The sequence below is a fragment of the Prosthecobacter fluviatilis genome (assembly GCF_055388355.1).
Genome location: NZ_AP043782.1, coordinates 5493387 through 5507415, shown reverse-complemented (window position 1 = coordinate 5507415; position 14029 = coordinate 5493387). Strand labels below are relative to the sequence as shown.

Sequence of the window (14029 nt, the reverse complement as noted above, 5' to 3'; positions counted from 1 at the left end):
GTGGCAGAGGTGGCAGAGGGGAAGGTGGATTTGCCGGGGGCGCAGACTTCCACGCCTTGATGGGGGAATTTGGTGTTCGTGGCGTTGCATGGGACGGTGGGTGCGTATTATATCCGCCCCCTTCCCCATGCTGACTTCCTTCATTCCCACGCTCGATGCGCTGCCAGCGCGAAAAACGCCGCTGATGGAGAGGTTTGCAGCATTGCTGGAGCCGAAGGGGCCGGGGCAGATCGAGACGATGGCGAAGGAGTCGCGGATGATCACGCGGCGGAATTTTGGGCGGACGATGCGGCTGTTTGCGCCGCTGTATGTTTCCAATGAATGCGTGAACAACTGCAGCTACTGCGGATTTTCACGCGACAACAATTCCATTCTGCGGGTGACGCTGACGATCGACCAGGTGGTGGCTGAGGCGAGGCATCTGGTGGCGCAGGGATTTCGGAACATCCTGCTGGTGGCGGGGGAGCATCCGAAATTTGTGAGCGATGGGTACCTGGAGGAGTGCATCCGGGCGATCCGGGATTTTGTGCCGACGATTGGGATCGAGGTGGGGCCGATAGAGGCGCCGGAGTATGAGCGCATGGTGAAGGCGGGTGCGGAGGGCCTGGTGGTGTACCAGGAGACCTACGACCGCGAGATTTACAAGGACATGCACACGGCGGGGCCGAAGAAGGACTTCGACTGGCGGCTGGCGTGCCCGGAACGCGGGTATGCGGGTGGGTTTCGCCGCATAGGCATTGGGGCGCTGTTTGGCCTGAGTGACTGGCGGCTGGAGGCGCTGCGACTGGCGGCACATTTGGAGCATCTGTACAAGCACTGCTGGAAGTCGACATTCACGGTGGCGTTTCCGCGGCTGCGGCCTGCGGCGGGCGGTTTCAGCCCGATGACGGATTTCCCTGACTGGGCGCTGGTGCAGACGATCTGCGCCTACCGCATCATTTTCCCGGAAGTGGGGATCATCCTGAGCACGCGGGAGCCTGCACCGCTGCGGGATGCGCTGGCGCCTCTAGGCGTGACGGTGATGAGCGCGGGGAGTCATACGGAACCAGGCGGCTACACGGGCGCGGGGGCGGAAGACCTGCACCTGACGGTGAAGGGCAAGCGCGTGGAGGTGGCGGAGAAGGCGGAAACGAATCGTGCCGAAGGGCAGTTTGGGATCGCGGATCAGCGGTCACCGCAGAGTGTGGCGGAGATGCTGAGGAAGCAGGGGCTGGACCCGGTGTGGAAGGACTGGGATGCGTCGATTTTGGCTGCGTGAACCCCGAATTTTGATATGAAGATTACTTTGAACGGAGAGAAGCGTGAGTTGGCGGAGCCGCAGACGGTGAAGTCGCTGCTGGAGAGCATTGGGCTGGGTGGCAAGCCGGTGGTGGTGGAGCAGAATCAGGTGGCGCTGCTGCCGAGGGAGATCGAGGGGGCCGTGGTGAGCGAGGGGGATGTGATCGAGGTGGTGCAGATCACGGCGGGGGGGTAAGAGGAAATGACGAATCACGAAGCCGGAATGACGAATGTCGGAGGCTTTGAGGGGCTCGGGGCTTGAGGACGGAGCTGAGCACTCATACCACGCATAGCTGAAAACGGGTCTCATGGGTGAAAGTCAGCATTCCATGCGGCCAGTCAGCATTCTGGCGGAGTGGGATCGTCCTGATCCCACACGCTCCCGCGTCGCCCAGCGTCTTCGCACATCCACGAACACGCTGCAGGTGGGGGGATCAAGATGATCCCCCTCCGTCGGCTCGTGCCTCCGCCTTCAGACCCGTTTTCATCGCATTAGGGTATGAGATCGAGGACGATTTTGAGTTAGCGGGAGACGCTGGAGTAGCCGTTGCCGGTGGAGCAGAGGCGGAAGAGGTGGTTGCAGACTTCGTGGGCGGAGAGGATGCCGGTGCGGGGGAGTGAGTCGAAGTCGCCGATGAGGACAGGCCAGTCGGCACGGTCTTCGGGGATGCGACCGTGGGAGCCTTTGACGAGGGTGGCGTCGAGAGGGATGACATCCATGAGCATGCGCTGGCCGAGGGCTTTTTTGGCGAGCTTGGAGGCGACTTTGAGCTTGGGCCACTTGATGGCGGGATCGAGGAAGAGCTCGGCGGGGTCGTAGCCACATTTGCGATGGATGTCAACGCAGCGGGCGAAGTCGGGGGCTTTTTTGTCGTCCTGCCAGTAGTAGTAGGTGAACCAGCTTTTGGCGTCGGCGACGGCGATGAGGTCGCCGCTGCGTTCGTGGTTGAGGCCGACGAGGTGCTTTTCCATTTTGCCGAGGACCTGGGCGACGCCGGGGGTGGCCTCAAGGGTGGCGCGGACGGTGGCGAGGAGGCTGGGATCGTTGAGGTAGATGTGGGCGACCTGGTGGTCGGCGATGGCGAAGGCTTTGGAGCCGCCGAGGTCGAGGGTTTCGCGGCCGAGCTCGTCTTTGATGCTAAGCCAGCCTTTTTCGCGGAAGACGCGGTTGAGGTGAACGGGCTGCTCGACGTCTGTGATGCCGTATTCGGAGAGGAGTACGACCTTGATGTTGCGGGTCTCGTAGAAGCGGATGAGGTCGCCGACGACGTTGTCGATCTGGCGGAGGTCGGTGCGGATTTTCTCCATGTCGAGGCCGACGCGCTGGAGATTGTAGTCGAGGTGGGGGAGGTAAACGAGGGAGAGGCCGGGCCAGTGCTTTTCCTCGATCCATTTGGCGCTTTCGGCGATCCAGATGGAGGATTTGATGTCGGAGCCGGGGCCCCAGAAGTGGCGGAAGGGAAAGGGGCCGAGGTCTTTTTTGATGCGGTCCCGCAGCGGCATGGGCTGGGTGTGGATGTCGAAGACCTTGCGGCCATCGGCGGGATAAAGCGGGCGCGGGGTGATGGCGAAGTCCGCGGTGGAGTACATGTTGAACCACCAGAAGAGCTTGGCGCAGGTGAACTGGGGATCGACGCGGCGGAGGGCCTCCCAGAGTTTTTCGCCGTGCATGAGCTGCTCGGGCTGCTTCCAGAAGCGGTGCTCGGCGTAGTCGCGGTCATACCAGCCGTTGGCGACGACGCCGTGGTCACGGGCGAGACGGCCGGTGAGATAGGTGGCCTGAGCGGTGCAGGTGACGGCGGGGAGGACGGGCTCGATAAGGGCGGAGCGGTTGCGCTCGACGAACGCACGGATGGCCGGAGTGTGCTCGCCGATGAGGCGGCTGGTGAGTCCGACGACGTTCAGAATGGCGGTGCGCTGCATGGAGGAAGTTCGCTGTTCTCGGTTTTTAGTTCCCTGTTGTTAGCATGGGAAGCGTGAACTGCGAACGGAGAACCAGCAACCTTCAGTAAAGCATGGCAGCGATGACGTAGGCGATCTTGCAGATGAAGTGCAGTGCCTGATCCTGAACGAAGGTGGTCTTGTTTTCGCATTTGGCGAAATCGATGAGCCAGTGCAGGACGAACTCAATGAGGCCGAGATAGAAACAGCCGGTGATGGCCCAGACGGCTGCTGCGTGGATGAGGCAGTGGGCCGTCATGCACCAAGGCCAGATGACCAAGGGGCGGGAGGGGTCCTGCAGCTTGTAGAGCAGGTGACGATTTTTGCAGGTGGAGAGGAACTCGCCCTGCAAGGGGTAATCCATCAGCGCATGGCCGGCGAAGAGAAGAAAAATGACCTGGATGGCTTCCAGCGTGGTATGCGGAGGGAATGGCAGCAGGCCAGACATGCCGGAGTTTTCCATCGTGAGCGAAGGGCTGCAATGCACGATTCATAAATCATGCGCAAAACAGCCCTGCTCACTGTGATGCATCAGGCGCTGTAGAAGGCGGCGATCTTCTCGTTCACCGCACGGAGACGGTGGGAGATGGTGCGGCCGACACCGATGAGGAGCCAGGCGGCAGCGCGAGGGTACTCATTGATGTAGCTTTCGAGAGTCTCACCATCGATGCGCCAGACCTGGGAGAACTCGACTGCGGTGACGCTGGCGCTGGCGACGTTGGGGTCGAGAAGGTTGATTTCTCCGATGGTTTCGCCCTTCTGGATCGAGCCAAGGAGGACCTTGTGGCCCCCACGCATGGCGGTGGCATGGAACTTGCCGGAGACGACAAAGAAGAGGCTGTTTTGCTGCTGCCCTTCCTCAATCAAATGCTGACCTGGCTGAACCGGAAGAAATTCACCGTAGCCGCTGAGAATGTCGCGATCTTCGTCGCCCAGAGGTTCGAGAATGCCTTGGGCAGGGAGTTTGGGGGACGAGAGTGAGCTCATGGGAGTGAGTTAAGATTAATTAAGCAGTCTTTTTTAAGCGGAGAAGCCTGGAATGGCAAGCACGACGAGCAACAAGCTGCCGAATCCGCCTTATTGTGTGTAGAAATCGTCACATCCGGGTCAACAACGGCTGACTTCCGGCATTTTCACCGCCCGTGGTCGTTCAGATTTGCGAAGGATGTACATCCTAAATTTTGCTGGATTTCCAAGGGCATCGGTTCAAAATCGACCCCTCACTTCAACCAGCCACCCCGACCCCATCCATGTCCGACTCTACCTCCTCCAAATGCTGCGGCAGCCTTAGTTATGATTTCGCCCATGTCCTGCTCCGCCTTTGGGTCGGCATGCGCCTTTTCATGGCAGGCCTCGACAAGTTCCGCTGGGGCAACGGACCGACTGTGAGCTTTGGCCTGGACAACTACGCGAAGAAGACCGGCCCGCTGGCCAAGCTGATGACGGACAACAGCTTCATGCCGCAGTGGGCCTGTGACGCCTTTGCGGCGACGATCGGCTACATCCTGATCCCAGTGGGCATCTGGGTCGCGGTCGGCATCTTCACGGAGTTTGGCCTGCTGGCAGCCGGCCTGGTGTTCCTTTCCCTGGGCCTGGGCCTGGCGGCACTGCCGGACGACACGGAAGTGGTCAGCAACATCGGTCTTTCCATTCTGATCGTGGCCGCTGCGCTGGTGACCTCGAAGGCGAAAACCTTCTCGATCGACGGCCTCCTTTCCCGCAAGAAGGCATAAATCCACGACTTAGCGTCGTCATTGGCAGTGAACCCACGCGCCTGAACGCACCTATGAATTCCCAGCCCCTTCCCTCCTCTCCAGCGCCGCTGTCCCGCTTCATGGACCGCCGCGGCTTCCTCCGCACCAGTGCTCTGACGAGCAGTGGCATCTATCTCGCGACCAGCAAGGGCGCGATCGCCCAGCAGACTGAAAAAGGCCGTACGATCAAGTGCGCGCTGGTCGGCTGCGGCGCCCAAGGCAACGCCCTGCGCGTGGCCTCCAAAGACGTGCCGGGCATCCAGTGGGTGGCCATGTGCGACATCTGGAAGTTTTCCATCGCGAAGACGCGGGGCGGCTTTCTGGGTGAGAACAAGCACCAGGTCGATGGCGAGATCAAAATCTACGAAGACATCAACGAGATGCTCGACAAGGAGCCGTCGATTGAGGCGGTCTTCATCGCGACACCGGATTTCATGCATGCGCCTTATTCACGCCTGTGCCTTGAGAGGGGCAAGAACGTGTACTGCGAGAAGATGATGAGCAACACGATCGAAGGAGCACGCGACATGGTGCGCGCCGGCAAGGCGAACCCCGGGATCTTCCAGATCGGACATCAGCGCCACTCGAATCCGCGCTACCTGAACCTGCGCGACAACATCATCAAGCCAGGCAAGATGCTGGGCCGGATCACGCATGCGTATGCGCAGTGGAACCGAGGGGTTTCCGGCAGCGCGCCGCAAGGTGCGGTGAAAGGCTATGACATCCCGCAGGATGTGCTGACGAAGCACGGGTATGGAAGCATCGAGGAATTCCGCAACTGGCGCTTTTTTGCGAAGTACGGCGGCGGCCCGCTCTCCGACCTGGGAGCGCACCAGATTGACATGTTCAACTGGATGTATGAGTCCACACCGGTCTCGGTGATCGCCTCCGGCGGCGTGGATTACTTCGACGGCAGCGATGGGCGTCCGAAATTCGAACTGCCGGACAACATGATGTGCATCTACGAATTCAAGACGCCATCCGGAGCGCTCCGCGCCTACTACCAGGTGCTGACGACCACGGGGTCCCAGGGTGCGTATGAAAAGCACATGGGAACCGGCGGCACGGCGATCATCTCCGAACTCGACACCAACGGGAACCAGCTCTACGCCGAGCCTGGCCAGGACTGGGAAGCCTACGCCCTGGGTGAGAACGCGCCGATCATGAAGGCTGCGGACAAGGCCAAGAACAAGTTCTGGGAACATCCCCGTGACTGGGAAAAGCCCAAGCCCCCGTCCTACGGTGCGGTGAGCGTGGCTGACGTGCGTGAGAGCAAGGCACTCTCCCAGTGGGAGATGGCCGTGAAACTGAAGGTGAAGCCGCACACGCCACACGTTCAGAACTTCATTGAAGCGGTGCAGATGAAGAACCCGGCGCACCTGACGTGCAACGTGGAAGCAGCCTTCAAGTCCTGCGTGACCGTGCTGAAGGCCTACGAGGCGAAAGACCTCGGGGCCAAATACATCTTCAAGCCCGAAGACTTTCAGGCCTAAGACGGCGCAAACCATACAACAAGCCATCAACAACCACCGATTCCCCATGAAAAACACCCTCCACATCCTCACGGGCCTTGCGCTCGTCCTCAACCTTGCCTCCTGCGGCAAGAAAGAAGAAACGAAGGCCGAAACAGCAGCCGCAGCGGCGCCCGCTGCTCCTGCCGGTGATCTTGAAGAGATCAAACTTGAGTTCCCCAAGCCCATGTTCATCGGCACGCCGGTGCCTGCTGAGCTGCCAAACCTCGAGAAGGCAGACCCCAGCAAGGTGATCAAGTCCATCATGGTCCCGAAAGGCACCACGAACCTGGCCAAAGGCAAGCCCGTCACCAGCTCTGACAGTGCGCCGATCATCGGCGAACTCAGCCTCGTGACCGACGGTGATGCCGACGGCGCCGACGGTTCCTTCGTGGAACTGATGCCCGGCAAGCAGTGGGTGCAGATCGACCTCGGAGCCGAGGCCAACATCTACAAGATCGCGATGTGGCACTACCACAAGCAGGCTCAGGCCTACATCGACGTGGAAGTGCAGGTGTCCGACGATCCTGAGTTCAAGAACGGCGTGACCACGCTGTGGAACTCCGACCATGACGACTCCTCCGGCATGGGCAAGGGCAGCGACCCAGCCTACGTGGAAACCAACCACGGCCGCGTGGTGGACGCCAAGGGCATCAAGGCCCGCTATGTGCGCCTGTGGAGCAATGGCAACACCAGCAACGACATGAACCACTACTGTGAAGTTCAGGTCTATGGCACGCCTGCCAAGTAAGGCAGACTGAGCTGCTGACCCAATCACGCCGCCGTGCAGGCATACTGCACGGCGGTTTTTTTATGCCGATAAAGCTGCCAGCGGTTGCATGGCAGCCATGCGCAGGATGGGAGCGAGAGCCCGTGCATCCATCGGCGTTACGCAAACATCGGGACATGCGAAGCCCCTCGTGGTCGGACGGCTTGGCGGAGGGAGTGGAGGGCGGTGGGAAACGCGCTCGACGCCAAACACGGCCGACTTACGGACTGAGAGCCAGCCGCGCTTCTGTTTGAGACAACATCTCTGCTGTGTCTGGCACGCAGACCTGTTTTCAACGGATCATGGCATGAGACCAGACTACCCGGCAACGACCTTGCCAGCTTTGGCCTGAGCGGCCTGCCACTCCTGGTAACGCTCCAGTTCACGCTCCACGAGTTTGAGGCAAAAGGCCACGATGGTGGCGTCGTCGAGATAGCCAACGCCGACGATGAAGTCCGGAATGACGTCGGCAGGATTGAGAACGTAGAGCAGTGCCAGCGAAACCGCGCTGATGGCCCAGTAAGGGATTTCGCGATAAGCTCCGGTCCAATAATCTTTGACCATGCTGAGCATGACCTTGGCGTGACCGAACACCTTTTTGAGCCGGGGGAGCTTGTGTTCAATTTCCTGTGCGCGCTGATTGACCTTGGCAATGTCCAGGTCGTGGTCGCCATTTGAGGGAGTGCTCATAGGTAAAAGTAACCAAAGGCAGCCGTGAAGTCCAGCAGGCAGCCGGAACGTGCTGATGTGGAGATTCTGCCACATCGCCGCCATTGACTTCAGCAGCACGGGCCGAATCATCGCGTGTCATGCCAAACAAAGACACACCGACAGCGGCGAGCGAGGAGAACCTGCTTTTGTGCGAGGAACTGATTGAATGCGGACGGGACTTCCACCGCCGAGGCTGGTCACTGGGCACGAGCAGCAATTACAGCGTGGTGACGGAGCGTGAGCCGCTGACGCTGCTGATGACGGGCAGCGGCTTTGACAAAGGACGCCTGCGGCCAGAGCAGTTTGTGACGGTGGATGAAAAGGCACGAGCCTTGAAGCCTGACGGGCTGAAGCCCTCCTCCGAAGCGCTGCTGCATACCGTGCTGGCCAAGCATGGCGCGGGGGCCGTGCTGCACACGCATTCCGTAGCCGCCACCGTGCTGAGCGAGCATTTTCTGAAGGACGGAGGAGTGCGCCTCTCCGGCTATGAAATGCTGAAAGGTCTCTCGGGAATCAGCACGCATGAGTCGGAAGCGTGGATAGAGATTTACCCCAACACGCAGGAGATTGCCTCGCTGGCGACGGTGATAAGCCTGCGCCTGAACGACGCCGCGCGACCGCTGCGGCACGGATTTCTGATGGCGGGGCACGGGCTGTACACGTGGGGCCGAAACATCGCGGAGGCACGCCGGCAGGTGGAGGTGCTGGAGTTTCTACTCGAAGTCGTCACGCAGAAACGTTTGCTCTTCGGCTCGTTTTGAGCGGCAGTCCGGCCATGGCCTACATCCGCATCCCGTCGAGCACACGCGTCATCGCCGACGTGCCGAACATCTGCAGCTTTCTCCAGCCCCATGGCATTCATTACGACCGATGGCAGGTGGCGGGAAGGACCGGCCGGGATGCCTCCGAGGAGGAAATATTGGAGGCCTACGCCCCTGAGGTGGAGGCGCTGAAGGAGAGGGGCGGCTACATCACCGCTGATGTGGTGAACGTGACGCCTGATGTGCCGAACCTGCAGGAAATGCTGAACCGATTCAACCAGGAGCACCGCCATGCGGAGGATGAGGTGCGCTTCATCCTCAAGGGACGCGGCATCTTTTACATCCATCCGGAAAACGGAGATCCGGTCTTTTCCATCGAGGTCGAGGAAGGAGATCTGATCAATGTGCCCGCCGGGATGAAGCACTGGTTTGACCTGTGCGCGGACCGCACGATCCGGGCGATCCGGCTTTTCCGGGAAAAGGCCGGCTGGACACCGCTGTACACGGGCGATGCCATCGCGAGCGGCTATCAGCCGCTGTGCTTTGGGCCGAACTACCTCGTGAGCAAAGGCATCCGGATCGAGCAAGGAGCCTCCATCGCGGCATGATCCGATTTGGAGGCAACCTTGTCCTGCTGGACATCGAAGGCACTGTCTCGCCGCTGGCCTTTGTGCATGATGTGATGTTTCCGTATGCGCGGAAGCATGCAGGGGCCCACATCGAGAGGCATTGGGGGGCGGAGGTGATCTCGCAGCTGGCCCGAGATGCAGGCACTGAGGCATTTGCGACTGCGACGGAAGCCGAGGCGGCTGTGCACGAGCTGATGGACGCGGACGCAAAAGTGACGGGGCTGAAGCAGCTGCAGGGCATGATCTGGGAGGAGGGCTTTCGACAAGGGGAGCTGCGCAGCCGGATCTTTGAAGACGTGCCGGCTGCACTGGCGCGCTGGCGCCGCGAGGGGCTGGGCATACGCATCTACTCCTCCGGCAGTGTGCACGCGCAGAGGCTTTTCTTTGCACACACGGAGCACGGAGATCTGACGACGCACCTCTCAGGCTACCATGACACCACGACGGGCCCCAAACGCGAAGCGGCCAGCTACGCGGCGATCGCGGCGGACTGCGGGCTGAGGCCAGAGCAGATTCTCTTCGTCAGTGATCTCGCGGAGGAATTGAACGCGGCACGAAATGCGGGCATGGTCACGGCGCTGGCGGTCCGGCCTGGAAACAAACCGACACCGCCGCATGAGCACCCCAGCATCCACCATTTTTCTGAAATTGCCCTCGCATGAACATTCACGGAAAGCCGCACCGATCCATCGAAGCCGAGCACGCCACGCGCACCGCGAGGATCATTGACCAGACTTTGCTGCCGCACCTGGTGGAGTGGCGCGAGCTGCAGACGATGGAAGATGCTGCGGAGGCCATCCGGGTGATGCGGGTGCGGGGAGCGCCGCTGATCGGGGCGACGGCTGCGTTTGGCCTGTATTTTGCGCTGCGTGATGATGCCACTGACGGGGCGCTGCAAAAGGCGTATGATGTGCTGCATGCCACGCGGCCGACAGCGATCAACCTGCGCTGGGCGCTGGACCGTGTGAAGCGTGCGGTGGCTGGACGGAATGTGGGAGAAAGAGCCGAGGCCGCCTGGCAGGAAGCGCTAGCGATCTGCGAAGCGGATGTGGTGACGAATCATGCGATCGGCAGGCACGGGCTGGAACTGTTCCGGGCCATCCATGAAAAGAAGGGGGATGCGGCTGCGACGCTCAATGTGATGACGCACTGCAACGCCGGCTGGCTGGCGACGGTGGACTGGGGCACGGCCATCTCTCCGATCTACCAGGCGCATGATGCGGGGATGAAGGTACATGTGTGGGTGAGCGAGACGCGGCCGCGCGGCCAGGGGGCGTCGCTGACGGCGTTTGAGCTCAAGGAGCATGGCGTGCCGCACACACTGATCGTGGACAACAATGCGGGGCACCTGCTGCAGCGCGGGCTGGTGGATGTGGTGATCGTGGGCACGGACCGGGTGACGGCGCATGGGGATGTGGCGAACAAGATCGGGACTTATCTGAAGGCGCTGGCGGCGAGGGCGCATGGGGTGCCCTTTTATGTGGCAACGCCGGTCAGCACGATAGACTGGACGATCACGGACGGGATCCGTGACATCCCGATCGAGCAGCGCAGTGCGCGTGAGGTGACGCACATGCCCGGAGTGAATGCCGCCGGGGGGCGGGAGGAGGTGCTGATCACCCCCGAGGGCACGCAGGCGCGCAATGACGGCTTTGATGTGACGCCGGGGGAACTCGTCACTGCGCTGGTGACCGAGCATGGGGTGTTTCCGGCCACGGCCAGGGCCTTGCAAGAACTGCAAGCCGCGCTGCAAGCAAGCTCCGCACCAGATATCTTTTAATATTTTTCAGCGGTATTGGGTGCCTGTCTTGTCTGTGTGTGGCGTCACTTTCAACAAGACCCATGAAACGCTTCATCACTGCAACCCTGACAGGATGCGCGCTGCTAGCCGGAGCACCGCAATTACGAGCCCAACAACCTGCCGCGCCGGCGCGTGCGATCATCGTCTTTGACGCCTCGGGCAGCATGTATGGGCAGGTGCCCGGAGGGGTGAAGATCGACATCGCCAAGAAAGTGGTGAGTGACATTGTGGGCTCCGTTGATCCGAAAATGGAACTGGGGCTGATGGCCTACGGACACCGCAAGAAGGGCGACTGCGAGGACATCGAGCTGCTGGTGCCACCGCAGCCGGGCAGCGCGGGAGCGATCCTGAAGGCGGTGGCTGCACTGGAGCCGAAAGGCAAGACGCCACTGACGGCGGCGGTGATCCAGGCGGCGAAGTATTTGAAATTTGAAGAGTCGCGGGCGTCTGTAATTCTCGTGAGCGATGGGGTGGAAACCTGCGACAAAGACCCCTGCCTGGCGGCGGAGGATCTGGAGCGACTGGGGATCGATTTCACGTGCCATGTGATCGGCTTCGACCTCAAGCCAGGGGAGTCTTCCGGTCTGGAGTGTCTGGCGAAGAAGACGGGGGGCATGTACCTCGGAGCGAAAGACGCGGCGACGCTGAAAACCTCCCTCGAAGCGGCGATGAAGCAGGTGGCAAAGCCGATGCCGACGCTAGTGGTCGAAGCCAGGAAGTCTTCCGGGGGGGCGATACTCGAAGGCGTGAGCTTCCAGGTCTTTGCGGAGGGCGGTGGGGAAAGTGCGATCGCCACAGGCAGCGGGGGGCACTGGAGCACGGAGCTGCCGAAGGCGGGCAAGTACACGCTGAGCGCCAAGTTTAACGGCAAGTCGATGGAGATGGATGTGGTGCTGAAGGAAGGTGAGACGGTGACGAAAGAGGTCGTGTTTGCCGAGACGGGGCTCAAAGCCGAGGCCTATGACAAGGAGGGCGGAACCGCCTTTGAAAGGGAGGTGAGCTGGGACCTGCTGGGGCCAGCGGACAACGAGGGCAACCGAGCGAAGGTGTCCTTCAGCTATGAGGCAAAACCGTTTCTGCAGGTGGCACCGGGCACGTACCTGCTGATGGCCACGAGAGGCAATGCGAGCGCGAGCATGGAGGTCACGGTGAAGGAGGGAACGCCGCAACTGGTGAAGCTGATCCTGGGCAGCGGGAATCTGAAGCTGAGCGCGGTCAGCGCCGAAGGCCAGCCGCCGATTGCCAAGGATGTGGCGTGGGATTTTTTCTCGCCGCCTGATGCGGAGGGCCAACGCAAGAAACTGGGCTACAGCTATGAGGCGCAGCCGAAGATGACGCTGCCTTCAGGCCCCTGCCTCGTCGTGGCCACGTATGGCAGCGCCAAGGGGCAGAGAGAGGTGGAGGTGAAAGCGGGAGAGACGCAGGACATCGTGATTCTGCTGGGAAGCGGCAAGCTGAAGCTGGCGGTGGTCATGGAGGAGGGGGGAACGCCTGTGGCAAAGGATGTGGCCTGGGACATCCTGGGTGAGGCAGACGCCGAGGGCCACCGCCCCAAGGTGGCGTACAGCTATGAGGCGCAACCCACGATTTCAGTGCCAGCGGGGAAGTACCTGGTCGAAGTGGCGTATGGCAATGCGAAGGGCAAGGCCATGGTGGAGGTCAAAGCTGGAGCGACTACGGAGCAAGTCGTCTCACTGGGAGCTGGCAAGCTCAAGCTCACGGCGCGCGCTTCGGAGGGAGGGGAACCACTTTCCAAAGACCTCTTCTGGGAAGTGCTGGGGGCTGCGGATGCGGAGGGCAACCGCCCCACTGCGGGCTACAGCTATGATGGGCAGCCGACTTTCAGCCTGCCTGCGGGGAAGTACCTGCTACAGATCACCTGGGGGGCAGCCAAGACGAAGCAAGAGATCGAAGTCGCGGCGGGCAAGCTCACGGAAGTACCCGTCGTGATCAACTCCGGGAGCCTGATGGCCACAGCCCTGATGACGGAGGGGGCGGATCCGGCCCCGGACGGGATGACCTGGAACGTGCTGGGTGAGGCGAATGCCGAGGGAGAGCGCCCAACGGCTGCTTACAGCTATGATGCGCAGCCGAAATTTCACCTGAAGGCCGGGAAGTACACCCTGGTGGTGACAAGGGGTGCGGCAACCGCCAAGGCGGACATCGAGATCCAAGCGGGCAAAACCATGACACAGGCTCTGAATCTGAACGCAGGAAGCCTGAAGCTGAGCTCTGCCACTACCGGCACCTGGGAGGTGTTTGGAGGCACGGACGCCGAGGGCAACCGCAAAAAGATCACCTACTCCTACGATGCGAACACGAAGCTGTTCATCCCAGCGGGCAAGGTGCTGGTGGTGCGGAGCGAAGGCGACAAAAAGGCCGAGCAGGAAGTGGAGATCAAAGCCAACACGCTCAGCGAACTGAAGCTCGATGCTAAGTAGTCACCTTATCCCATTCTGATCCTCAATACAGGTTGTAAAAGACCTGACATCACAGACGCTCAAAAACCAAACCTATGAAACTGACCCCACTGATTATGATCGGGCTGCTCGCGAGCGGCATCACCTCATGCAACAAGACTCCAGAAGCCTCCAAAGCTGCGGAAGACACCAAGAAGGCGTCTGAAGCGGTCAAAGAGGCCGTCAAATCCAACGCCGACGCTGCAGCCAAGGAACTGGAAGCCGCCAAAGAAGCTGCGGAGAAAAAGGCTGCTGAAATGAAGGCTGCCGCTGAAAAGGAAGCCGCCGCCCTCAAGGAAGCCGCAGAGAAGAAAGCTGCTGAAGCAGCGAAAGCCGTGGAAGAAGCCGCCAAAAAGGCCAAGGAAGCACTGACCCCAGCACCAGCGGCACCCGCAGTGCCGAAATGACATTCACT

Annotated in this window: 15 protein-coding genes; 11 read left to right on the top strand and 4 right to left on the bottom strand. The window is 60.9% G+C overall.

What is annotated here, in order from left to right; genetic code table 11:
* Positions 1–127 precede the first annotated feature (127 nt).
* Together ACZ5WW_RS21505 and thiS are read left to right on the top strand one after the other, a co-directional pair.
* The gene (locus ACZ5WW_RS21505; protein ID WP_377162726.1) at positions 128–1258 is read left to right on the top strand and encodes a radical SAM protein; all 1131 of its coding nucleotides are present in this window, start codon (positions 128–130) and stop codon (positions 1256–1258) included.
* 15 nt (positions 1259–1273) lie between these two features.
* Positions 1274–1474 carry a sulfur carrier protein ThiS gene (gene thiS, locus ACZ5WW_RS21500; RefSeq protein ID WP_377162724.1) on the top strand — a complete coding sequence of 67 codons (201 nt, stop codon included), beginning with the start codon at positions 1274–1276 and terminating at the stop codon, positions 1472–1474.
* 326 nt (positions 1475–1800) lie between these two features.
* On the opposite strand, the gene ACZ5WW_RS21495 is transcribed toward thiS, so the two are convergent.
* The 3 genes from ACZ5WW_RS21495 to ACZ5WW_RS21485 form a co-directional block, all read right to left on the bottom strand.
* Positions 1801–3201 (bottom strand): alkaline phosphatase family protein, encoded by a 1401-nt coding sequence (locus tag ACZ5WW_RS21495; protein ID WP_377162722.1) that lies wholly within the window; start codon positions 3199–3201, stop codon positions 1801–1803.
* Positions 3202–3283: 82 nt separating this feature from the next.
* Positions 3284–3667, bottom strand: coding sequence for a DUF3307 domain-containing protein (locus ACZ5WW_RS21490; RefSeq protein WP_377162720.1), 384 nt, complete (start codon positions 3665–3667; stop codon positions 3284–3286).
* Positions 3668–3750: 83 nt separating this feature from the next.
* Positions 3751–4206 carry a Crp/Fnr family transcriptional regulator gene (locus tag ACZ5WW_RS21485; protein WP_294396665.1) on the bottom strand — a complete coding sequence of 152 codons (456 nt, stop codon included), beginning with the start codon at positions 4204–4206 and terminating at the stop codon, positions 3751–3753.
* 263 nt (positions 4207–4469) lie between these two features.
* Between ACZ5WW_RS21485 and ACZ5WW_RS21480 the strand changes: the two genes are divergently transcribed.
* Genes ACZ5WW_RS21480 through ACZ5WW_RS21470 form a run of 3 tightly spaced genes read left to right on the top strand, consistent with a single transcriptional unit; the run spans position 4470 to position 7235 of the window.
* Complete coding sequence (locus tag ACZ5WW_RS21480) at positions 4470–4952, top strand: TQO small subunit DoxD (RefSeq protein WP_377162718.1); 483 nt, start codon at positions 4470–4472, stop codon at positions 4950–4952.
* Positions 4953–5005: 53 nt separating this feature from the next.
* Complete coding sequence (locus ACZ5WW_RS21475) at positions 5006–6466, top strand: Gfo/Idh/MocA family protein (RefSeq protein ID WP_377162716.1); 1461 nt, start codon at positions 5006–5008, stop codon at positions 6464–6466.
* A 46-nt stretch (positions 6467–6512) separates the two neighbouring features.
* Positions 6513–7235 (top strand): discoidin domain-containing protein, encoded by a 723-nt coding sequence (locus tag ACZ5WW_RS21470; protein WP_377162714.1) that lies wholly within the window; start codon positions 6513–6515, stop codon positions 7233–7235.
* 336 nt (positions 7236–7571) lie between these two features.
* On the opposite strand, the gene ACZ5WW_RS21465 is transcribed toward ACZ5WW_RS21470, so the two are convergent.
* Positions 7572–7943, bottom strand: a complete 372-nt coding sequence (locus tag ACZ5WW_RS21465) for a YkvA family protein (protein WP_377162712.1) — start codon at positions 7941–7943, stop codon at positions 7572–7574.
* A 119-nt stretch (positions 7944–8062) separates the two neighbouring features.
* On the opposite strand from ACZ5WW_RS21465, the gene mtnB reads away from it, so the two are divergent.
* The 6 genes from mtnB to ACZ5WW_RS21435 all read left to right on the top strand — a co-directional run bounded on the left by mtnB (position 8063) and on the right by ACZ5WW_RS21435 (position 14021).
* Positions 8063–8725, top strand: a complete 663-nt coding sequence (mtnB, locus tag ACZ5WW_RS21460) for a methylthioribulose 1-phosphate dehydratase (protein ID WP_377162710.1) — start codon at positions 8063–8065, stop codon at positions 8723–8725.
* A 14-nt stretch (positions 8726–8739) separates the two neighbouring features.
* On the top strand, positions 8740–9333 hold the full coding sequence (locus ACZ5WW_RS21455) for a 1,2-dihydroxy-3-keto-5-methylthiopentene dioxygenase (RefSeq protein WP_377162708.1): 594 nt from the start codon (positions 8740–8742) through the stop codon (positions 9331–9333).
* On the top strand, positions 9330–10016 hold the full coding sequence (gene mtnC / locus ACZ5WW_RS21450) for an acireductone synthase (RefSeq protein ID WP_377162706.1): 687 nt from the start codon (positions 9330–9332) through the stop codon (positions 10014–10016). The genes ACZ5WW_RS21455 and mtnC overlap by 4 nt, the downstream gene beginning before the upstream one ends.
* Entirely contained in the window at positions 10013–11134 is a 1122-nt protein-coding gene (mtnA, locus tag ACZ5WW_RS21445; RefSeq protein ID WP_377162704.1) for an S-methyl-5-thioribose-1-phosphate isomerase, read from the top strand. The genes mtnC and mtnA overlap by 4 nt, the downstream gene beginning before the upstream one ends.
* A 62-nt stretch (positions 11135–11196) precedes the next feature.
* Positions 11197–13596, top strand: coding sequence for a vWA domain-containing protein (locus ACZ5WW_RS21440; protein ID WP_377162702.1), 2400 nt, complete (start codon positions 11197–11199; stop codon positions 13594–13596).
* A 74-nt stretch (positions 13597–13670) separates the two neighbouring features.
* A complete protein-coding gene (locus ACZ5WW_RS21435) occupies positions 13671–14021 on the top strand; it encodes a hypothetical protein (protein ID WP_377162700.1) in 351 nt (116 codons plus the stop codon).
* Positions 14022–14029: the final 8 nt, after the last annotated feature.